The 21,759-nt window shown below is 60.0% G+C and carries 12 protein-coding genes and 1 pseudogene; 2 read left to right on the forward strand and 11 right to left on the reverse strand.

Annotation, left to right across the window (positions count from 1 at the left end; translation table 11 throughout):
• Positions 1–66: 66 nt before the first annotated feature.
• The 4 genes and pseudogenes from C1725_RS15790 to C1725_RS19480 form a co-directional block, all read right to left on the reverse strand.
• A complete protein-coding gene (locus C1725_RS15790; RefSeq protein ID WP_102412598.1) occupies positions 67–8,184 on the reverse strand; it encodes a Cna B-type domain-containing protein in 8,118 nt (2,705 codons plus the stop codon).
• Positions 8,185–8,271: 87 nt separating this feature from the next.
• Positions 8,272–10,236 carry an SH3 domain-containing protein gene (locus tag C1725_RS15795; protein WP_102412600.1) on the reverse strand — a complete coding sequence of 655 codons (1,965 nt, stop codon included), beginning with the start codon at positions 10,234–10,236 and terminating at the stop codon, positions 8,272–8,274.
• A 70-nt stretch (positions 10,237–10,306) separates the two neighbouring features.
• Entirely contained in the window at positions 10,307–11,095 is a 789-nt protein-coding gene (locus C1725_RS15800) for an AP2 domain-containing protein (protein ID WP_346026732.1), read from the reverse strand.
• Positions 11,096–11,855: 760 nt separating this feature from the next.
• Positions 11,856–11,981: pseudogene (locus tag C1725_RS19480) on the reverse strand (AbrB/MazE/SpoVT family DNA-binding domain-containing protein); the annotation flags it as partial.
• Between the two features lie 233 nt (positions 11,982–12,214).
• Between C1725_RS19480 and C1725_RS15810 the strand changes: the two are divergent.
• A complete protein-coding gene (locus C1725_RS15810) occupies positions 12,215–12,889 on the forward strand; it encodes an alpha/beta hydrolase (protein WP_346026733.1) in 675 nt (224 codons plus the stop codon).
• On the opposite strand, the gene C1725_RS15815 is transcribed toward C1725_RS15810, so the two are convergent.
• Genes C1725_RS15815 through C1725_RS15825 form a run of 3 tightly spaced genes read right to left on the reverse strand, consistent with a single transcriptional unit; the run spans position 12,869 to position 16,056 of the window.
• Entirely contained in the window at positions 12,869–13,939 is a 1,071-nt protein-coding gene (locus C1725_RS15815) for an iron-containing alcohol dehydrogenase (protein ID WP_102412604.1), read from the reverse strand. The two genes, C1725_RS15810 and C1725_RS15815, sit on opposite strands and share 21 nt — an antisense overlap.
• A gap of 11 nt (positions 13,940–13,950) precedes the next feature.
• A complete protein-coding gene (locus C1725_RS15820; protein WP_346026734.1) occupies positions 13,951–14,724 on the reverse strand; it encodes an HpcH/HpaI aldolase family protein in 774 nt (257 codons plus the stop codon).
• A 42-nt stretch (positions 14,725–14,766) separates the two neighbouring features.
• Positions 14,767–16,056 (reverse strand): sedoheptulokinase, encoded by a 1,290-nt coding sequence (locus C1725_RS15825; protein WP_346026735.1) that lies wholly within the window; start codon positions 16,054–16,056, stop codon positions 14,767–14,769.
• Positions 16,057–16,168: 112 nt separating this feature from the next.
• Here C1725_RS15825 and C1725_RS15830 point away from each other — a divergent pair, with 112 nt between their 5' ends.
• Entirely contained in the window at positions 16,169–16,924 is a 756-nt protein-coding gene (locus tag C1725_RS15830) for a DeoR/GlpR family DNA-binding transcription regulator (RefSeq protein ID WP_346026736.1), read from the forward strand.
• Here the strand turns inward: C1725_RS15830 and C1725_RS15835 are convergent.
• Genes C1725_RS15835 through C1725_RS15850 form a run of 4 tightly spaced genes read right to left on the reverse strand, consistent with a single transcriptional unit; the run spans position 16,921 to position 21,581 of the window.
• Positions 16,921–17,937: an exo-alpha-sialidase gene (locus C1725_RS15835; RefSeq protein WP_102412609.1), complete on the reverse strand. Its 1,017-nt coding sequence runs from the start codon at positions 17,935–17,937 to the stop codon at positions 16,921–16,923. The genes C1725_RS15830 and C1725_RS15835 overlap by 4 nt on opposite strands.
• Before the next feature lie 56 nt (positions 17,938–17,993).
• Complete coding sequence (locus C1725_RS15840; RefSeq protein ID WP_102412611.1) at positions 17,994–19,643, reverse strand: extracellular solute-binding protein; 1,650 nt, start codon at positions 19,641–19,643, stop codon at positions 17,994–17,996.
• A 51-nt stretch (positions 19,644–19,694) separates the two neighbouring features.
• Entirely contained in the window at positions 19,695–20,606 is a 912-nt protein-coding gene (locus tag C1725_RS15845; RefSeq protein ID WP_102412613.1) for an ABC transporter permease family protein, read from the reverse strand.
• A 12-nt stretch (positions 20,607–20,618) separates the two neighbouring features.
• Positions 20,619–21,581 (reverse strand): ABC transporter permease subunit, encoded by a 963-nt coding sequence (locus C1725_RS15850; RefSeq protein ID WP_102412615.1) that lies wholly within the window; start codon positions 21,579–21,581, stop codon positions 20,619–20,621.
• Positions 21,582–21,759: the final 178 nt, after the last annotated feature.

Genomic DNA, 21,759 nt, shown 5'->3' on the forward strand with positions numbered 1-21,759 from the left:
AAGTTCGATCTTGTAAGCCTCCCCCGGCCCGGGTGGACAAGCCGCCCGGGCCGGGGGATGTTCTACTTACTCGAAGCAGTCGCCAACGTTCATGATCGTGCCGCCAAATCCGAGCGGTACAGCCATTTCTTCGATCGTCAGGGTTCTCGTACCCGGCGTCTCTTCATTTGCCGCTTCCGCCGTATTGATTATGGTGGTGCCATCAATGGTTGTCGTAAATCCTTCGACTGTATCTTCCGTAATGGTGACCGTGTAGAGGTGTCCGTCGTTCGGATCGTACATCGGCACATCCGGGAACGTGTACTGCGTGACGCCGTTCGTCAGGTCTTCATAGTCCAGCAGACGGCCGTCGAGCAGCAGGTTCACGCGGATCGTCGGGTGCGCTCCCGGCGCGTTGCGCCAGATTTTGTTCACCGTGACGCTATGCGTCGTCTGCACGATGCGGTTGGTGACGTTAAATCCGTCGATCACCGTCGTGTATCCCGCAACCGCGTCCTCCGTGATGGTGTAGGTGTACGCCCGGTTGTTCTCGTCATAGCGCGGCAGCAGGCCGAAGTCATACGTCCATTCGCCATTCGGATTCGCGCGCACGGTGCGTTCCGCGATCTCCGTTCCGTCGCGCAGCAGGTTGATCGTGATGGTCAGCGGCCGCGTCAGGGATACGTTGTCGCCATCGATCCAGGTCTTGACGCCCGCCACCTGCATCTCGCGGTAGTCAGGCACGTCGTTCGGGCCCAGATCGTCGATCGCCCAGACCGCGTAGAGCACGATCAAGCCGTTCTCAGCGGTCATCGCATCCAGCAGCTCGCCAGCTTTCAGAATGCCGGCCGCCAACTCCTGATCAAGCGTCGTAATCAGGCCATTTTGCGTCTGGCTCCATCCGAGGAATGTCGCGCCGGTACGGGCCAAGCCGTTTGCGTTGTCAAGCACGACAGGCATATCGCCCACGTTGTACAGGTTCGCATCCAGCGGCGCCGTGCCCGCCGTATTGCCATTTCCATCGTAGATCACCAGTCCGCGAATGGTCAGGTCGCCATTTACATAGGTGATTTGATAGTTTGCCGTCACGTCATTATCCGCTGCATCCAAGATACGCGCGCCGCTGGGGACTAACAGGTCAATATAGTCGCCCACATTCACTTGTTCTCCGCCCTCCGCCGTTACGAGCACCGACTCAGGAGCAAGCACGTGTCCCTCTGCCAGATCATCGCTCACCGTATAGGGGGCCAGTACATTGATGCCGTGCGCCAACCCGTCAAACGGCACATTCAAGTTGTCGTTTGCGGTGATGGTCAGTACAATTTTCGTAGGCGTTTCCTCTGTGTCCTCACCTTCTGGCGTCTTGGGATTCTCCGGATCTTTCGGATCTTCGATCGGATCACCGCTGGCCGTCGCCGCGTTCAAAACGCTGCCATAACGTCCCTCGGAGCCCAAATCAGTTTCTGCGACGGTGTATGCCGCATTCACCACAACACTCTGGTTCACAGGCAGACTGTCAATCACCGCGATACCTGCGTCGTTTACAGTATAGCCTTCACCGGGCAGGATTGTCGCGCCATCCAACATATCGATAACTTCCACGTTGGTGAACGTCACATTGCCCTTGTTCGTCACCCTGATCTCATAGGTGATCGTCTCGCCTACACCATAAGCACTTCCGCTCTCCGGATTGCTCGTCGTCGTCTTCTCGACCGTCAGCGTCGTGTCAACCGGGTCAATCTTATCGGTCGAAGTGGACGGGGTAAACGTTTTGTCTTCCACGCGAACAGTCGCTGTGTTGCCAACGGTTCCTTCAAGTATGTCTTCCGAGGTAACCACGTGCTGCGCGTTCACTGTGACACTGCCGCCTACCGGGATGCTTTCAATAATGGCTTTGTGTTCATTTTCCAGTGCGTAGCCCGTGCCTTCCACGATGACAGCATTATCATCCGTTATCGTAACGTTGGTCAATTCGTGGTCTGTGATGTTCTCGACGGTAATCGTAAAGGGAATGAAGTCTCCGAGCTCATAATCGCTCTCCACTTCCGGCGTAGTCTTTCCGGGGATAACCGGATCGCCTTCCACCGTCAGGATTCCAATCGACTCCGCCACGGTATAGTTACTTTCCTTCGCTGTGTAGTCGTTGTCATCAGCCGCCCATTCGATTTCGTAGGTGTTGTCGCTGCTTCCGACCAACGTCTGGCTACCGGTCGTAACAAAGCCGATTGTTTCCTCTCCCACCAGACCCGTATAGCTTCCTTCCGCTGTCAGCGGCTCGCCATCGTAGGGCTTGGTTGCGGAGGGCGTCGTTACTGTCAGCGTTGCGGGGGTGATCGTCACCGTCGCGCTTCCGTACGCGTCCTTGTACCCGTACAGGCTCGCCTTGAATTCCACCGTCAGATTCCCGACATTCCTCTGCGCCGGGCTCTCCTCCAGCGTGTAATTCCCTTCTGCGTTCTTATACAGGATCGTCGCTCCAGACGGCACCGACTCCGGCGATACGCCGTACGCCGTTCCGTCGTACATCTCCTCCACGTTCTCCGCGCTTACGCTCAGGCCGTTCTCGTTCGTCGTGATCGTGAAGTTCCCCGGCCTTACCGTGAACTCGTAGTTCGTGTACGCCGCGTTCAGCCCTTCCGCCGTCTGGCCGATGTTCAGAACGCCCGTATGCGTACCCAGCGTGTCATCCCCTGCGTCGCTTCTCGCCACGCTCAGGTCGATCCCGTCCAGCTCCGTTCCGATATACTCGCTGATCGCGGCATTCGCGAATGCCGGATCCTCATTGCCGTATACCTTCCCGGCGTCCGCCGCCGTGATCGTCACCGGCTTCGGCGTGATCGTCACCGTCGCGCTTCCGTACGCGTCCTTGTATCCGTACAGGCTCGCCTTGAATTCCACCGTCAGATTCCCGACATTCCTCTGCGCCGGGCTCTCCTCCAGCGTGTAATTCCCTTCTGCGTCCTTATACAGGATCGTCGCTCCAGACGGCACCGACTCCGGCGATACGCCGTACGCCGTTCCGTCGTACATCTCCTCCACGTTCTCCGCGCTTACGCTCAGGCCGTTCTCGTTCGTCGTGATCGTGAAGTTCCCCGGCCTTACCGTGAACTCGTAGTTCGTGTACGCCGCGTTCAGCCCTTCCGCCGTCTGGCCGATGTTCAGAACGCCCGTATGCGTACCCAGCGTGTCATCCCCTGCGTCGCTTCTCGCCACGCTCAGGTCGATCCCGTCCAGCTCCGTTCCGATATACTCGCTGATCGCGGCATTCGCGAATGCCGGATCCTCATTGCCGTATACCTTCCCGGCGTCCGCCGCCGTGATCGTCACCGGCTTCGGCGTGATCGTCACCGTCGCGCTTCCGTACGCGTCCTTGTATCCGTACAGGCTCGCCTTGAATTCCACCGTCAGATTCCCGACATTCCTCTGCGCCGGGCTCTCCTCCAGCGTGTAATTCCCTTCTGCGTCCTTATACAGGATCGTCGCTCCAGACGGCACCGACTCCGGCGATACGCCGTACGCCGTTCCGTCGTACATCTCCTCCACGTTCTCCGCGCTTACGCTCAGGCCGTTCTCGTTCGTCGTGATCGTGAAGTTCCCCGGCCTTACCGTGAACTCGTAGTTCGTGTACGCCGCGTTCAGCCCTTCCGCCGTCTGGCCGATGTTCAGAACGCCCGTATGCGTACCCAGCGTGTCATCCCCTGCGTCGCTTCTCGCCACGCTCAGGTCGATCCCGTCCAGCTCCGTTCCGATATACTCGCTGATCGCGGCATTCGCGAATGCCGGATCCTCATTGCCGTATACCTTCCCGGCGTCCGCCGCCGTGATCGTCACCGGCTTCGGCGTGATCGTCACCGTCGCGCTTCCGTACGCGTCCTTGTATCCGTACAGGCTCGCCTTGAATTCCACCGTCAGATTCCCGACATTCCTCTGCGCCGGGCTCTCCTCCAGCGTGTAATTCCCTTCTGCGTCCTTATACAGGATCGTCGCTCCAGACGGCACCGACTCCGGCGATACGCCGTACGCCGTTCCGTCGTACATCTCCTCCACGTTCTCCGCGCTTACGCTCAGGCCGTTCTCGTTCGTCGTGATCGTGAAGTTCCCCGGCCTTACCGTGAACTCGTAGTTCGTGTACGCCGCGTTCAGCCCTTCCGCCGTCTGGCCGATGTTCAGAACGCCCGTATGCGTACCCAGCGTGTCATCCCCTGCGTCGCTTCTCGCCACGCTCAGGTCGATCCCGTCCAGCTCCGTTCCGATATACTCGCTGATCGCGGCATTCGCGAATGCCGGATCCTCATTGCCGTATACCTTCCCGGCGTCCGCCGCCGTGATCGTCACCGGCTTCGGCGTGATCGTCACCGTCGCGCTTCCGTACGCGTCCTTGTATCCGTACAGGCTCGCCTTGAATTCCACCGTCAGATTCCCGACATTCCTCTGCGCCGGGCTCTCCTCCAGCGTGTAATTCCCTTCTGCGTCCTTATACAGGATCGTCGCTCCAGACGGCACCGACTCCGGCGATACGCCGTACGCCGTTCCGTCGTACATCTCCTCCACGTTCTCCGCGCTTACGCTCAGGCCGTTCTCGTTCGTCGTGATCGTGAAGTTCCCCGGCCTTACCGTGAACTCGTAGTTCGTGTACGCCGCGTTCAGCCCTTCCGCCGTCTGGCCGATGTTCAGAACGCCCGTATGCGTACCCAGCGTGTCATCCCCTGCGTCGCTTCTCGCCACGCTCAGGTCGATCCCGTCCAGCTCCGTTCCGATATACTCGCTGATCGCGGCATTCGCGAATGCCGGATCCTCGTTTCCGTATACCTTCTCGGCGTCCGCCGCCGTGATCGTCACCGCCTTCGGGTTGATCGTCAGTGCTCCGTCCACCGTCGTCACCGTGAACTGATGGGTAACGTCTTTGCCATCCTTTGTAATGACATAGCCGTCAACTTGGTGCTTTCCATCCTTCGTTTCGACATTGGTGACATTCTTGCTGACCTTCGTCGTTACCTCATAGCTGTAACCCTCCGGCAACCCTGTCACCGTAACCTTTGTTTTGTCCGCCTCAATCGGCGTTCCGTCATACGTCTTAGAGAGGTCTTGAGCCTTGATCGTAACGACGCCCTTTGCCGCAAAATGGGCATAATACGTCGCGTTGGCCGTCACGTTCGTCGGGGCCCATGTTTCGTTCGTGCTAACTTCCGTTTCTGCTGCGTCTGTCCAATTGACAAAGTAGTAGCCGTCCTTTGGCTGAGCCGTCGCACCGTTAGCATCTTGACCGAACCTAACGGTTTCTTCCGTCTCACCTTTTCCGTCTACCCATCCGCCCTCGGCCGCGATATAGGTTACCGTAACCGAGTTTAACCGATAGTAGAGCTTCAGCGTTGTCGTACCGTCCCCGAGGATCGTCGCAGACGTCACGGTGCCCGCGATGCTCTCATCGAGGGTATAGTCCGCAAACGTCTTTTTGTCCTCGTCAAGAATTCTCGCCGTGTCGCCAAGTTTTCCGAAATGCGTTACGGTTTCGTCTTCTTTCTTTTCGTAGACGCTGCTGCCGTCCGGCTGCAAAACCTGCAGGTAATACTCTACCTTGTATTCCTTATCGGTAACCGGTGTGTAATAGAAGGTGACGGTAGGCTCTTCTTTGCTCGCGATCTGCACAAAGGGGCCTTCCAGCTTATAGTCGTCTATCTTTTCATAGAAGACGACGCGCCTAGCGCCGGCCACATTCTCGGTGTACTGGGGAAGAAGTTCTTTTTCGGTTCCCCTCTCCAGATACTTGACCGTCAACAGCCAGGATTCCACTTTCTTATAGTAGATCTTGATTTTCTGGCCGTTGGTCGTCAGCGTCTCATCTACCTTTTCAGTGACGAGAATGTACCCGGGTATCTCCGGAAGATCTTCATAAGATACGTAGATCGAATCGCCGACCTGTCCAGAATGATCTTTGGATTCACTGATAATAGTTCCATCCTGATCGAGGTAGACATAACGATAGTTGACCGTGCCCTCGATCGTCCACTTGGCATAAAGATTCCAATCCTTGGCGATGACTGTGTTATTCAGGAACGGAATGGTGCATGCCGGGTCGGTATACCAACCGGCAAATACGTATTCCGCGTCCACACCCTCAACGCCGCGATTCTCCGGGTCCTTGGGCAAATTTTCTTCGCCCAACATTTCGCCCTTGGTGACCGTCGCGGTGTGATACGGATCCCTTGCGCCCTCGTAATTCAAATGCCACTGAACCGTCTTCGTCGGGGGCATCCACTTGGCATAGACGATCCGGTTGGCGGCAGGCATGGTTTCCTTCCCCCACTGCACCGGCGTCTGGCAAGCAGGATCCTTGTACCACCCTGCGAACTCATAGTCGCTATCCACGCCTGCTGGTTTACCCGGCGCGGCGGTGGGGGCGGTAAGCACGGCCTCATACTTATAGGGCGTAGAGGGCATACCCGTACAGTTCGCATAGGTCAGCGTAAAACTGTTGCGAGTGTTATAAACTTTAATAGTACTATTATAGGAAATCGATTTGAACCCGGAATTATCTTTTATATCTGTAGAAATTTTTGTAGAGTTATCTTTTTTGTATCCATATAAGCTGAAACCAGGTTCAAATTTTTCGCCTAAAGAAAAGTTATTTTTACCTGCTTCATAGTGGTCCTTTTCAATCCACCTATTGTTTTCGTTTGTCCAATTCAACGCCTCAACATACTGGTAAACATCCTTGCTTCCACCTGAAGTCTTATAAAAACTTACCGACGTGGAAGTCAAACTGCTACTAGTGAATCCATTCAAATATGTCCAGTTGCTACTACCTAGCCCACCTCTGTCTGTCCATCTGTTCCCGCTTCCTGCGCTTGGCCAGCCATTGGTTGTATAGCCAGCCTCTTCAAAGGTCTGACCGTACAAGCCTTTACGGGTCACACTATTCCGGCCGTTGGCCCCTTCGAATGTAAACGTCACCGTGTTGCGGTCAAAGTAGACGTTGATGACCGTAGACCCGTCCGCCTCAACCGTTACCGTCGATGAACCTGCATTATTTCTAATGTTTCCGACTTGAGACTTCGTGGTGTTCAGCTTGCAGAACGTGCTGCTAATGCCTACGTTGCTAACATTTACATTAATGTTAGAGACAGTGCTTCCAACAGCTCCGCGCCCTGAGATCTGCTTGACAAACTCATAGGTCTTCTGGTTATCGTTATAATCCCACTTGTCATTTAGACTCTGCAGCCAATAAATGACCGTATAATCCGCCTGTTTATTGGCCGTCCACAATGCAGTGACCTTCAATTCACTTGCGGGCATGGTGTCGTTTGCCGTATACGTCTTCCCGTCCGAGCCGCGCCACCCCGCGAAGGTGTAGCCGAGCTTGCTCATCTTATCGGTGCCGGGCAGGCCGAGCTTTGCGCCGTAACGGAGCTGCTTGCTCTCTACATATGTGCCGCCGTCGCTGTCTACGGTGAGCAGGTAGTTGTTGCGGTCGTACTTCACCTCGACCACGGTCGAACTGTCGGCCGCGATGGCGGGGGTAACGTAGGGCAGCATGGTAAAGCCCGTGTAATCCTTCTCCTCGACCACGCACTGTTCGCGTACCTTACCCGTCTTATCCACGGACTCAATCTGGGTATACGCATTATCGTTCACATTCTGCTGCAAGTACGATACTGCATACTTAGCATTTGCGCCCGTATAGGTAACCTTTTCGGCATGATTCTCTTTAATCTCATCAATGCTAAAGCGGACGCTCGCGCGATCCACGTTAAAGCCTTCCGGAACTGCCGGAGATTCTATCGTCAGCTCGACCGGATCGCCCTCCTCGAATTCTGACACATAGCTCTGGAAAGCGGTGCTGCCATCGCTATAGACATAGTCCACCCGTACACTGTACTTTGTCAGTTCCTGATAGGCAGCAGTAAAGGTCGTATCCGCCTTGACGGACGAAACGGTCGATCCTGCCTTATCGCTCGTCCAGCCGGTGAACTTATGGCCCTTTACATCGGGGATATCCGGTTGTACAGCCGAAGCCCCATCTTCTACGTATTGCTGCACCAGCCGTTTTCCGCCCTTATCATTGAACGTAACCAGCCAAGTCTGCGCACCTCTCACGACGTTCGAGGCAGTGCTGTTCCATCCGTCGGCAATCGCCGTAATAGGCAGCATCTGCCACAGCACCATCAATGTGAGCAGGACCGCAAGAAACCTCTTTTTATTCGGCATTTATACTTCCTCCTCGCAGTATCAACGAAACATAGCGGCTGAATCTATCTTTACCGGCCGCCGCCGAGGCGGCCGGTAAGCTATGGCTTAGCGATAGTAAACTACCAATTTCCAATCGTAGCTCAGCGTATCGACGTCCGCGCCAAAGGCATACGTGTCGTCGTTCGCGCCCGCGATGTCCTCAAACCCGTTTCCTTTGTCGCATTGCCACTGATACATGGTCTCGTAACCGTCAAAGCCTTCTATCTTGCTGGTCAGATATACGGTTTCTCCCGGTTCCATGACCGACCTGCGGGAGGAGAAGATGGTCACTTTGAACGCGTTTTCACCTTCTGTATTTTCCGCTTCTTCTTTAAGCTCGCCCGGTTCGGGGATGGTTCCTTCAACGCTGTCGATATAGACGTAGCCGATCACGCCATCCACATCGACCTTCACCCAATCCCCTTCTACAGCCAGCACGTTCAACTGCGCATCCTTCGGGATTGTCATGATGATCTCGCTGAGGCCGTCGCCTCCCAATCGAAGATTCGCTTCTTCCTTCACATGGGGAACGACAAAATCCTCTGCCTTCTGGGGCTCTTCCGGCTTCTCCGTCGCCTCGGGCTCCGCTCCCTGCTTGAGGAACTTTGCGCTCACAAACCCCTTGACCGGGGTACGGTCCACGCTCTCGCCCTGCACCAGACACCAGCCGTCCGCCTCAGCAAATACCTCCACGGTCGCGCCGTCGAAGATGCGGCCTACCAGCTCGGACTCCGCGTCCGCCGCCGCCCGCACGTTCACGGACTTGCCGTTCGTGCCGACCTTCGCCGTGTACAGCACGGTCTCGGGCTGCGCAGTCGCTACCGGCGCTTCGGTCGCCTCGGGCTGCGCCGTCGCCTCGGGTTCAGCCGTCGCTTCCGGCTCCGCCGTCGCCTCGGGTTCAGTCGTCACTTCCGGCTCAACCGTCGCTTCGGGTTCTGCGCTCGCTTCCGGTGCTGCCGTCGCTTCCGGCTCTTCCTCGCTGTTTGCGCTGATCGCCTTGTCCGCAACGACGAATACGTCCGCGCCCGCGGCCTTCTCGTCGTAACCGGCGAACTCATAGCGGCCATTCTTCCAGTTCAGGCGGCTGCCCGCCTTGCCGGGGTTCGCGTCGTTGCCGACGCCCCAGCTCCAGGCGCCGCGCATATCGCTTTCCTTGAGGCCCAGGTCCGCGCACATCGCCCTTACGTCGTCCTTGCTCACATAGCACACGTCGCCCTCGCGGACGATCTGCGCGCTGCCGGCCTCCTCATATTCGCCGTCGGCCATCACATAGAAGGTCGCGGTTCCGGGGGCTGCCGGCTCCGCGGCGGGCTCCGGCGTCGCGGTCAACTCGGGAGTGGGCTCCGCCGTGGCTTCCATCGTCGCGGTGGGTTCGGCCGCCGGTTCCTCCGTCGCCGCGGGGGTGGGTTCGGCCGCCGGCGCCTCTGTCGCTGCGGGGGCGGGCGTTTCCGTCGGCGCCTCCGTTTGCGGAACATCGGTCGGTTTTACTTCCTCCGCCTGCTGTTTGGCGGCTTCTTCCTCGGCGGCTTTCTTTGCCGCTTCCTCTTCCGCGGCCTTCTGGGCCGCCTCTTCCTCGGCGGCTTTCTTCGCCGCTTCCTCTTCCGCGGCCTTCTGGGCCGCCTCTTCCTCGGCGGCTTTCCTCGCCGCTTCCTCTTCCGCGGCCTTCCGGGCCGCCTCTTCCTCGGCGGCTTTCCTCGCCGCTTCCTCTTCCGCAGCCTTGCGAGCCGCCTCTTCCTCGGCTTTCTTCGCCGCTTCTTCCGCGGCCTTGCGCTCGGCCTCTTCCTGCGCTTTGCGCGCGGCCTCTTCTTCGGCTCGGCGCGCGGCTTCCTCAGCTTCCCTGCGCGCGGCTTCCTCGGCCTCGCGCGCCGCTTCCTCCGCCGCGCTGTTGTCCACCTCTTCCACCTGGCCTTCTTCGTTGGCGTAGATGTGGATCATCTTGTCGACGGCGTCGCTCGAGATCAGGATAAACGCGAGCAAGCCCGCAAGAATCCACCTGAACGCCTTGGTCTCGTAAAACTTCTTGTTCTTCATTTTCTAACCTTCCTCCCATGCGATCGTTCTCGCTTCGTTCGTCCTGAAACGCATCACGTCTGATATGTGCTTAACCGGTCGGAAACGCCGCGTTGCATTCCGCTTGCCGCGCCGTCGTATCCGGGGATTGTCTGTGAGACGTATCGTCTCGATTGAGAGCCGGCCGGTTCCCGCAAAAGTCCGGTCCGGTCTGCCCCTCCTTGATGCTGCGGTAGGCTTCCACGAATTCATCGTGCATGCGCTCATACCGCTTACGCTGCGCAACCGCCTCCTGCTTGGTCTCGAACTGCCCCAGGTAATAGCGATGTTTCTTAAAATAAATCAGGGCCGTCCACTTTCCGTTTCGTGGATTATAGTAGACGCCGGGACAGCCGCTGGTATTGTTGCGCTGAACGACCTTCGCCGCCAAACGTTCCACGCAGGTTCCGTCCACCAGGTGGATACCGCCGAAGTTCCTTTCGCGCGTGCGCGCGGCCTCGCACCCGCAGCTTCTCGCCTTTCCGCTGATCAGATCGTGCCGGGTCTGATAGGAGGTTCTGCCGCAGTCGCATCGGCAGACGAGGAGCAGGCTCCTGCCCCTGCGCTCCCGGCTCAATCCGATGACCGTCAGCATTCCATAACGCTGTCCTACCATCTGTTCCAGGCGCTCGCGCACCTGCTTTTCAGCCAGGCAGCCGCAGCTTCGCGTATGGCCGGATTTCAGGTTTGTGAGGCTTACCCGGCATAAGTTGCCGCAGCTGCAGCGGCACAGGCACTTCCGCTTTCCCGTTCCGTCAGGCGGCAGGTATTCCAAGACCGTCAACGCGCCATAAACAGCCCCGATGCCCGCCGGGCTACATTTCCCCCGCGTCTCAGCCATCCGCCGCATCCCCTTTCTCCCGCTTTTCACACGCGTACGATCGCTTTTTGCGCTGTTCTTGCAGAAAAAGCATATATTTTGAGATACGGCGGAAAAAGAAATAGCCGGAATCATGAGAAACGGTTTTGCTTCTCATAATTCCGACTTTACGGACGACACAATAGATATACATTTGTTGGCAAACGCGCCCGGGTCATGACATGATCACGCCGCAGAGGTTTGCGCTACTTGAACTCAGTCTTATTTTATCCCAACGATTCCCGGCATGTCAATGCTTGCCAGCCTCCGGGGGGTATTAATTTTTACTTAATATCCTTGCGTCTGCGCCGTCTTGGAGCCCAAAAAATCGCAAACAAACCGATAGTCTATATCTAAATGTAGAACGCTCCTCGAGAGGGACAGCCCCTGCCGTCTCTGTCAAAAACCGACTCCATTCTACATACTTCTACAAAGGCGGTCTTAGCAGCGACCAAAGGTATCCATTGTTGGAATTTCTTCCTATTTCACTGTTTCCCGATCTGGCGCAGAGGCCCCTGCCGGTTCTGTCCCAGGTTTCCCAAATCAGCGATAGAAAGACGAAACGGAACGTCCTCTCCTTTTCTGAGGGCGTTCCGCCTCGTCTTTCTATGCGATCCTATTGGGCTTTCCCTGAGCGCCCGCGCTGCCAGCCGCCGCAGGCACAAAGGGACATTGCCTTTTCAAATCCGGTTCATCCCCATCCTGCCCGCTTTCCCAGCTCCATCATCGCGAAGCAGAAGCGTTCCGACGCTCTCCCTGTCATCTGTGACGGGTCGCCCTCTCTGATTCGCAGCGTCCGCCTGATCTCCTTGGGGATGACCACGCGGCCCAATTCGTCTATTCTGCGCACAATGCCTGTTGCTCGCACCCCGGTTGCCTCCCTATCCATACGTTGATTTCCTCGACAAACCTAGTATGGAATTTGTCGGCTTCCTTATGCGCGGTGAAAAACGGGAATCGATGGAAGGAAGGAGGAGACGCCAGGCAGGAGGCCAAGGCAGAGCAAAAAAGGAAAATACGCCGCAAAACGCGAATAGGGACAAAAACGGGCGAAACCGCGCATTCTTTTCCAAGCGCTTTTCGCGGCGGCAGGAGGCACAAATGCAAAACAACGCTCGCCTAATCCACCTGGGCCCTTCAAAGGCACCCGTCGTCTACCTGCTCTCGGACGGGCCCGGCGAGGACGGCGCCCTTTGCTCCGCGCTTTCGGGACGCGCGTATTCCCTCGTCTCCGTCGCCGTGCCCGACTGGAACGCGGATCTCTCGCCCTGGCCCGCGCCGCGCGCCTTTCCGAAGGGCGAGGACTTCGGCGGGCGCTCCGGCGCCTTCCTGCGGGATCTTCTGCAAAAGGCCCTGCCCGAAGCGGAGGCGTCCCTGGGCTTTTCGCCAGGCATCCGCCTGCTCGCCGGATACTCCCTTGCCGGCCTCTTCGCCCTTTACGCCCTCACGAAGACGGATTGCTTCAACGGGATCGCCAGCGTGTCCGGCTCCCTGTGGTACGATGGATTTTTAGAATTCTTCGAGCAGGCGCTGCCCGGCCTTTCGCCGCGTCCCGTCTACCTGTCGCTCGGGGACCGCGAGGCGCGCACGAAAAACGCCCGCCTCGCGCAGGTGCTTTCCTGCACGCAGCGGGCGCATTCGCTGCTCCTTCAGGCCGGATTTCCGTCCGTCTTCCAGCTGAACCCCGGCAATCACTTCGTCGACTTCGCGCCGCGCATGGCGCGGGCCGTCTCCTGGCTGCTCGATCAGGCGGGCTCACAGGTTCAGGGCGCGTGATAAGCGCTCCGCGTCCTCCGGGCGCACAAAGCGCGTGCAGGCGAGGTCGCGCTGCAGGATCATCCGGTTCGCAGGGGTGTCCTCGATGCCGATTTCGCAAAGCGTCAGGGGCATGTGCAGCCCTCGCATGACGCTTCGCAGCGGCGCTTGCAGCTCCTCCATGCCGGAAAAGCGGAGCTGCCAGAAGAGCGCGACGGCCACGATCTCGCCGTGCATCGCCGCGCGCGCTTCGTCCGTGAAGTGCGTGCGGACGGCCTCGTAGGCCGCGTGGGCGATCGCGGACTGGTACTGCCCCCGCGCGGTGCCGCTCACCATGCCCGCCCCGGCGATGCTGAGGTACGCCGCGTCCCAAACGGCCTGCGTCCTTCTGCCAGCTTCGAGGTCCGCGTAGGCCGTGGGCGCGATCTCCATCAGGCGCTCGTAGACGTGACGGGCGATCAGCGCAGCCACCTGCGCGTCCGCGCCCTCGCCCGCCGTGCGAAAGCGCAGATGGTGGCTTACCTCGATCCACTTCGCCATCGCGTCCAGCATGCCGGCCGCCAGGAAGCGCGGCGGCTGCGCATAGAGAATGTCCATGTCCGCGAGCACCGCGCTCACTTCCAGCGGGAACAGCCAGGTGCCGCGCGTCTTTCCCTCGGGCGTATAGACGACGGAGAGCGGCGAGAACGCCGCGCACGTCGCGCTCGACGTGGGCACGCAGATCACCGGCAGGCCGGAGAGCCGGGCCGTGAGCTTCGCCAGATCGAGCGCCCGCCCGCCGCCGACGCCCACGACCGCGCCGCACCCCGCGCCCAGCGCAGCGTCCGCGTAGGCGCGGGCGCTCTCCTCGCTGCACGCGCCCGCGTGCTCCTGCCAAAGGCCCGTCACGCCCGCCGCCCGAAGAGAACCTTCTATTGCTTCCTCCGTCAGGGCGCGGGCGGTTCTGCCCGTGACGATCAGAACCTTCCGCGCAAGCCTTCCGCACTCCGGCCCCACGCGCTCCAGCGCGCCGGGCTCCTGCACATAGCGGCCGCATCCGAACTTGTAGGCCGCGTCCATCCGCGTCTCCATCGCATTCCCTCCTACAGCGCCCGCACACTTTCCAGCTCATCTCGTGCGCCGCTCGAAAGCGCCGAGAGCTCGCTCCCCGCGCTGAAGCAGGTCATGCCCAGCCGCTTGCAGCGCTGAAGGAGCCCCTTGTTGCTCGTGATGATGCCCGACCACTTCCCATGATCCCGCGCCGCCTGCGCCACGCGCTCCAGCGCGCGCACCATCTCCGGATGGTCGTACTGGCCGAAGATGCCCATGTGCTGGCTCAGATCGTTAGGGCCTACGAGCACGCCGTCCACCCCATCGACCGCGAGAATACCGTCGATCCCTTCCACCGCCTCCGGCGATTCGATCTGGCAGATGACGACATTGCGCGCGTTTGCCTCCCGCATGATGCCCTTGACGTCGCCGCTCTGGTAGCCCGTATGCGCCCGGAACGTCGAGATGCCGCGATCCCCAAGCGGCGCGTAGCAGCACACGTCCACCAGCGTCTTCGCCTCCAGCGCGTCCGCGCTGTTGGAGAGCAGGATGCCGCGCGCGCCCATGTCCAGATACTTCGTGATCAGCGTGCGGCTGGGCTGCGTCACGCGCACCACCACCGGCATGCCGATGCCGTCCGCCACCGCGATGATGTTCGCCGCCTGCGTCATGTCGTAATAGCCGTGTTCGCAGTCCAGCAGCAGGTAGTCGTACCCGCAGCGCGCCAGCAGACGCACGAGGTTGGGGACGTAAAGCTCCGAAAGCATGATGCCGTAGACCGTCTCGCCCCCGGCAAGGCGGCTTTTCATTTCCTTTTGCGTGTTCATCTTCGTCATCCTTATCTCTAAGCCAGCCTTGCGGCCTGCCTTTTATACAAGACGCTCCGCCATGCGGGCGAGCAGACGCATGCCCTCCATGACGTCAAACGCGTCGTCCTCCCCGCCAAGCCCCAGCGCCCCGCAGATCGCGCGGCGCAGCGCGGGGTTCTTCTCCGCGCAGCCGCCGGTAAACCGCAGCGCGCCAAGGGGCAGGTTTAGGCCCGCCGCCGCGCGCGCATAGTCCCCGGCGATGGCCGCGTAGAGCGATTCGGTCAGCGCGTCCGCGTGAAATTCAGGCCCAATGCCCTCAATGCGCCCTTCTCCTGAAAAGAAGTCCGGCGATACGCGCAGGGAAGGCTCTGCGCGCGCGCCCGTCATCATGTCCCACGCGCGCTGCGCGGCGTCCGCCTCCGGCACAAGGCGCCGGACGATCCCCTCGTAAAACCCGTGCAGCACCGCGACCTGGCGGCCGCCCGGCAATCCGGAGACGCTGCGCAGGTACAGCCCCGGCTCGATCCACGGCCTGCTCTCGTAGGGTCCCGGCGCAAAGGAGGCGGTCAGCGCGCCGATCAGGCCCGCCGTGCCGATGTTCACGTTCAGGTCCGTCTCCCTCGAAAGCCCCGCGCTGAGCACGCAGACCTGATGATCCCCTACGTCGGGGAAGACGCTCAGCGTCCTCCCGCCAAGCGAGGCCGTCCCCACCGGCGCAAACCCCGCTATGATCTGCGGAAACGCGAGGGCCGAAAGCCCCGCCGCCTCGATGCGCTCCCTCGACCAGGCCGCGCGCATGATGTCGGCCAGGCCGCTGGGCGCGGCATTCGTCAGGTGGCAGACGTGCCGCCCCGTGAGCCGCCCGATGACGTAGCCGCCGAGCGTGCAAAACCGCTGGCCCGCCGCGATTTCAAGGCCCGTCTGCGCGCGGGCGTAGAGCGAGCAGAGCGCCAGATTCGCCTTGACCGGCACGCCGCTTTTTTCCATGCACGCAGGCGCTATGCGGCGGCGCATTTCCTCCAGGAAGCTCACGCCCTCCCGCCCTATCTCGAGGCTTGCCCGATCCTGCCAGGAAACATAGGGGGTGACGGGCCGAAAGCGCTCGTCCGTGAGGAGCCATCCGTGCATCTGGGTGCTGAGGAGGACGCCCGCCGTGTCCGGCGACGCCATTTTCTCGAGCAGCGCGTGCGCCCCCGCGAAGTACGCCTCTGCGTCGATCTCATAGCGTCCGAGCCGGGAGGGGAGCGGCGCGGGCGTCCTTTCCACGCGGCTTTCGAGCACGCCGCGCTTCGAATCGACGCGCGCGCACTTCGTATACGTGCTCCCCAGGTCGAGTGCCAGCCACTCCATCGAGATTCCTTCTTTCTGCGTTGACAGGGATGATTGGCGCGTGCTAGAATGCCGCATACGAATATGGGCCGCGCGCATCCCCCGCGCATCGGGGGACGAAAGAGGTGATTCCGTGCTCATACCGGAGCGCCAGCAGGCGATCCTCGACTTTCTAAAGGAGCACCACGCTGCCAGTGTAAACCAGCTCAGCCGCATGCTCTTTGTGAGCGAGACGTCCATCCGCCGGGACCTGACGCGCCTGGAAAAGGCGGGGCTCGTGCAGAAGACGTACGGCGGGGCGATCCTGGTGCAGGGCGAAAACGAGGTGCTCGCCCTGAACGCCCGCCTGGAGGCCAACAAGGAAGCCAAGATCCTCATCGCCCGCAAGGCGGCGGCGATGGTGACGAACGGCAGCGTCGTCTTTCTGGATTCCAGCAGCACCGCGCTTTGCATGGTGCCCTTCCTCGGAAGGCTGCAAAGCCTTTCCGTCATCACCAACGGCGCGCGCCTCGCCGTCGCCTTTGCGGAATACCCGCACGTGCGCGTGTACTGTTCCGGCGGCCTGCTCGCCGCGCACATCTATTCCTTCAACGGCGCGATCGCGCAGCAGGCGCTGCGCTCGATGCAGGCGGACATGGCCTTCGTCTCCGTCAAGGCGCTCGACCCGCAGACGGGCGCTTTCTGCGTGAGCGAGGAGGAGGCGCAGATTCGGCGCATCATGCTGGACAACAGCCGCCGCCGCGTGCTGCTTTGCAGCGCGAAGAAGCTGGGGAACGTCTCCACGTTCCGGCTGTGCGGCCTGGACGAGATCGAATGCGTCGCGACGGACAAGGCGCCGGAGGGTTCAATGCGGGAAGCGTTCGCGGCGAAGGGCGTCCGCGTGCTTTAGCCGCACGTACTGTCCACGAAGAGGATGTCGTGGCGGTTGTATTCGATGGAAAAGAGCAGGTGGCCCGCCTCGTAAAAGCCGTCCGCGTAGCAGAAGGAGCCGGGGAAATCCGTGACGACGTGCTTTACGCCCCAGGTCTTCATGCCGTCGTCCGAGATCCAGATGGACAGAGGATTGCGGTGCGCCATACCCACCTGTTCGTTCGGGGTGTGGATCAACGCGATGCGCTCTCCCGGCAGCTCCAAAAGCTTCGGCTTGTTCGAGGGATTGGGGATGTCCGTCATCACCGGCTGCGTCCAGGTGCGCCCGTAGTCCTGCGACTGCGCGCGCCACAGGTGGGCTGACTTGTTCTCGCGCAGCAGCATGACGACCGTTCCGTCCGCGAGCGAGGCGAGCGTGGGCTCCGACCAGATCCAGCCGCGCCCGGTCTCCCCGCCGAACGTCAGGCGGACGCCGGGAAACCGCTCGTACGTCTTTCCCTCGTCGCCGCTTACGAGCACGCCGCTTTCCACGTAGCCCACGTCCGCATCCTTCCAGCGCAGGCCCTGCGCGAGCAGGCGGTCGTTTTCCGCCTGCGTCACCGGGTAGTGCTGGTACGCCATCAGCAGCTCGCCGTTTCGGGCGCGAATCTGCCCGCGCAGGAACGTAAACGACGGCAGGCAGGGGGCTGGCCCCTCGATTTCCCAGGTATAGCCGCTGTCGCCGCTCTTCATCACGATTCCGCGCCAGTTGAGGAAATAGCCGTTGTGCGTCGTCAGGTACACGCGCACCACGCCCGCGAGCACGGTTACCTCCGTCAGGTAGACCGCCTGACCGTCTTCCGGGTAGACGAGCCGTCCCTCGCTCCACGTCTCCCCTTCGTCCCTGCTGCTGAAGGCGTAGACGCGGTTTCCGGGCGCGGGCTCCGTCACGTCCCCGCACTGGGCGAGGATGAGCAGTTCCCCGTTCGGCATGCGCCGCAGAATCGGCTCGCAGCTCAGGCTGTCCCGATGCACCATTCTCAATCGATCCATTTCGTCCTCCAAACCCGCCCCGCACGGGCCAATGGGCCGTGCGGGGCGTCTTTCCGTTACAGCTGATCCGGCTTGGCGGCGTAGCGGTCGTAGGCGGCCTGATAAATTCCGCACATCTCCGCAAGCCCCAGCTTGTCAAGCTCCGCCAGATACGCGTCCCAGTTGTCGAAGCTCTCCCTGCCGGTGATGAATTTGGCCTCCATGGCCTCCACGTAATTCGTCAAGTCCAGGAACATCGACAGGCGGGTGTTCTCGTCGTCCGTGAAGGAGACGTTGGGCAGGCCGAACGTGCGCGCCTCCACGACGCCGCTTGCCATCACCTCGTCATAAAGCCACAGGTTGGTCGGGTCGCCGGCGATGATGATGTCGTTCACCGCGTCCACCGAGTTGAAGGGAAGGTTGGTCGGCCCGATTTCGCCCAGGCGGCAGGCCCAGTAGCTCGTATAGTCGCCCATGTGCAGCTTCGCCAGCAGATGGCCGTCTTCCGTCTCATCCGCCTGCTTGAGGATTTCATAGCCGTACTGTGCGCCTTCCTCGTCCGTCCAGGTGCCGTACTCGCAGCCCGCGCGCACCGCACGGCTTCCCTCGATCGTGTAGAACCAGTCGATCAGGCGGACGACCGCCTCCTTATACGCGCACTTGTCCGTCATGGCCATGGTGCCCCACGCCAGCTTGCAGGCCGACTGCGCCGGGTACATGGGCACGTCGTTCAAATCGCTCTTCAGCAGCGCGATGGCCTGATACTGGGTGTACTGTTCCTCCAGCGGCAGGTAGGTGTAGGGCTGGTTGCCCATCAGGCCGACGTTGCCGGTCGAAATCTTCGCGCCCAGCGCCTCCGACGTCAGCGTGAAGTATTCGTTGTCCAACAGCTGCTCCGAATAGAGCTTGTTCATGTACTCCAGGTACGCCTTGTACGCATCCGTCGAGGGCACGTAGGTGTAGACGCCGTCCTTCACCACGTGCTGCTTGTCCACGAGGCCCAGCGCCGTCAGCACGAGGATCGAGAAGCGGTCGGTGCCCGCGGAGTAGGTCGTGACGACCGGGATTTCATTGTTCGGGTCGCCGTCGCCGTTTGCGTCCTGCTCCTTGAAGGCCTTCAGGACCGCGTACAGCTCGTCCAGGGTCGTGGGCATTTCAAGGCCCAGATTGCCAAGCCACTGCCTGTTGATGAACGTCGGGTACTGCGTCACCAGGTCGCGGGGCGAGGCGTTGATCGAGGGCATGAAGTAGATGGCGTCGTTTTCGCCCACGATCTCCTTCACCAGCTCCGGATACTCGTTGTAAAGCTTCACCGTCTCCGGCGCGTATTCCTTAATCAGGGGCGCCAGGTCCACCAGGTAGCCCTCGGCGGCGTACTTGGCGATCTGCTGAGCTGTAAGCCCGTGCATGAAGACGTCGGGGTAGCTGTCCGACGCGAACGCTACCGCGAGGCGCTCGTTCCAGGCCGCGCTTTCGACCTGTTCAAACTCCAGGCGGATGCCCGTCTTTTCCGCCACATAGTCGATAAACCAATACTGGTCGAAGTCCCCGTGCTGGGCGCTGCGGTCGTAGAGCACCTTGATCGTGATCTCCTCGTCCACGATCGGCAGTCCCGTCGGGTTAAACCCGTAGCCGAGTCCCTCCGGTCCGTCCTGGGCCAGCGCAAACGCCGCGGTCAGGCACAGCGCGAGCGCCAGCAGGATTGACGTTCCCCACTTCTTTGCCATGTGTGTTCCCTCTTTTCTTTATTTGATGCCCTTCGCGGGCAAAGGCACGGATTAACCCTTGATCGCGCCGACCATGACGCCCTTGACGAAGTACTTCTGGAAGAACGGGTACATCACCAGCATGGGCAGCGCCGACACCACGATGATGCCGTACTTCATCGATTCCTTGAGCTGCGCCATACGTAAAATCTCGCGCTGCGATTCGGCGTCCGCGCCGATTAATTCGTTCATCGTATCGAGCAGCAGGATGCTGCGCAGGAACAGCTGCAGGGGATAGAGCGCCTTATCGCTCAGGTAAATCATCGCGTTGAAGTAGGCGTTCCAGTGGGATACCGCGTAGAACATCGCCATGACCGCGATGATGGGCGCGGAGAGCGGCAGGATGATGCTCGCAAACAGCCGGATGTCCCCGCAGCCGTCGATCTTGGAGGCCTCCTGAAGCTCCCAGGGGATGGAGGTGGAAAAATACGTCCGGCAGACGACCGTGTTCCACATCGTGACCAGCCCCGGCAGCAGCATGACCCACACCGTGTTGATGATGCCCAGCTGCTTGTAGACCAGGTACGTCGGAATCAAGCCGCCGCTGAAGAACATCGTCACCGCGAAGAGAGCGGTAAAAAAGCCATTGCCGAACATATCCCGGCGGGAGAGGGCATAGGCTGCCGGCAGCGTGCAGGCGAGGTTCAGCAGCGTGCCGACGACCGTGTAAAAAATCGTATTGCGGTATCCGATCCAGATGTCGCTGTAGTCGAGGATGTACTGGTAGCCCTCCAGCGTAAATCCCCTGGGCAGCAGGGTTACGTGGCCTAGCGCGACCTCGTTCGGCTCGCTGAACGACGAGCTGAGGATGTAGATAAGCGGGTAAAGCACCGCGAGCAGCACCAGCAGGCTGATGATCCACACGACCGCGTCCACGATCCGGTCGTCGCGGCTTCGGATGAGGTTTTTCTTCTCTTTTTTCATCGTCGCCCCTCCTCAAAGAAGCCCTGTATCGCTGACCTTGCGGCTGATGAAATTGACCAGCAGCAGGAGCAGCAGATTGCAGACCGAGTTGAACAGTCCCACCGCCGCGGAAAAACTGAACTGCATGTTGATAAGGCCGATCTTGTATACGTAGGTGGAGATGATCTCCGAATACTGCAAATTCATGGCGTTCTGCATGAGGTAAGCCTTTTCGTAGCCCAGCGACATGACCTTGCCGGATTCCAGGATGAACATGATGATGACGGTGGGCAAAATCGCCGGAAGGTTGATGTGAAGGATTCGCTGAAGACGCGTCGCGCCATCAACCATGGCCGCCTCCGTCTGCGAGCTGTCGATGCCCGAGAGTGCCGCCAGAAAGATGATGGAGCTCCAGCCGGAGGACTGCCAGATGCCCGAAATGACGTAGATGGACGCGAACCACTCGCCCGTCCCCATGAAGTCGTAGGGCCCCATGCCCAGCATGCCCAGCAGCTTGTTGAGAATGCCCGTGTTGACGTTGAGGAAGATGCTGAGCATGCTCACCATGACGACGACGGAGATAAAGTGCGGCGCGTAGGAGACCGTCTGCACCACCCGCTTGTACCCCTCGCGCCGAATCTCATTGATCGTAAGGGCGAGGATCACCGGCAGCGGGAACGCAAAGACGAGGTTGCTCAGGCTGATGCGCAGCGTATTGGCGAGCAAGCTGGCGAAATTGGGCCCCGTCAGAAAGCGGACGAAGTGCTCCAGCCCTACCCATGGGCTTCCGGCGATGCCGAGCTTGGGCTTGTAATTCTTAAAGGCGATTTGCAGGCCGTAAATCGGCCAGTAGTGAAAGATCACAAAGTAGATGACCGCCGGGGCGATGAGCACGTAAAGCTGCCAGCTTCCCAGCAGCCGCCTCAGCATGCTCTTCTTCCTGGGCGCTTTGATGACCCTGCCGGTCTGCGCCGCCGCGTAGGCTGATGATTTCATCTTTGTCCGTCCCCTCTGCTCATTGCCGCATTGAAAATTCAAACGATTTTTGTGCGGTTCACGCGCATCTTTTATGTATATCCTATCGTTTTTTGCAAATTCATCATATCAGTTTCACCTATTTCCGTCAATCCAGGTGGATATATTTCACACTTTCCGTGTTGTACGCCAAGTTCGG

It is taken from the genome of Beduinella massiliensis, from assembly GCF_900199405.1.
Taxonomy (GTDB): Bacteria; Bacillota; Clostridia; order Christensenellales; family Aristaeellaceae; genus Beduinella; species Beduinella massiliensis.

What these genes read in the sequence shown, in the direction of transcription:
- C1725_RS15790 (WP_102412598.1), bottom strand. Translation starts at nt 8,184, where the DNA reads ATGCCGAATAAAAAGAGGTTTCTTGCGGTCCTGCTCACATTGATGGTG.
- C1725_RS15795 (WP_102412600.1), bottom strand. Translation starts at nt 10,236, where the DNA reads ATGAAGAACAAGAAGTTTTACGAGACCAAGGCGTTCAGGTGGATTCTT.
- C1725_RS15800 (WP_346026732.1), bottom strand. Translation starts at nt 11,095, where the DNA reads ATGGCTGAGACGCGGGGGAAATGTAGCCCGGCGGGCATCGGGGCTGTT.
- C1725_RS15810 (WP_346026733.1), top strand. Translation starts at nt 12,215, where the DNA reads ATGCAAAACAACGCTCGCCTAATCCACCTGGGCCCTTCAAAGGCACCC.
- C1725_RS15815 (WP_102412604.1), bottom strand. Translation starts at nt 13,939, where the DNA reads ATGGAGACGCGGATGGACGCGGCCTACAAGTTCGGATGCGGCCGCTAT.
- C1725_RS15820 (WP_346026734.1), bottom strand. Translation starts at nt 14,724, where the DNA reads ATGAACACGCAAAAGGAAATGAAAAGCCGCCTTGCCGGGGGCGAGACG.
- C1725_RS15825 (WP_346026735.1), bottom strand. Translation starts at nt 16,056, where the DNA reads ATGGAGTGGCTGGCACTCGACCTGGGGAGCACGTATACGAAGTGCGCG.
- C1725_RS15835 (WP_102412609.1), bottom strand. Translation starts at nt 17,937, where the DNA reads ATGGATCGATTGAGAATGGTGCATCGGGACAGCCTGAGCTGCGAGCCG.
- C1725_RS15840 (WP_102412611.1), bottom strand. Translation starts at nt 19,643, where the DNA reads ATGGCAAAGAAGTGGGGAACGTCAATCCTGCTGGCGCTCGCGCTGTGC.
- C1725_RS15845 (WP_102412613.1), bottom strand. Translation starts at nt 20,606, where the DNA reads ATGAAAAAAGAGAAGAAAAACCTCATCCGAAGCCGCGACGACCGGATC.
- C1725_RS15850 (WP_102412615.1), bottom strand. Translation starts at nt 21,581, where the DNA reads ATGAAATCATCAGCCTACGCGGCGGCGCAGACCGGCAGGGTCATCAAA.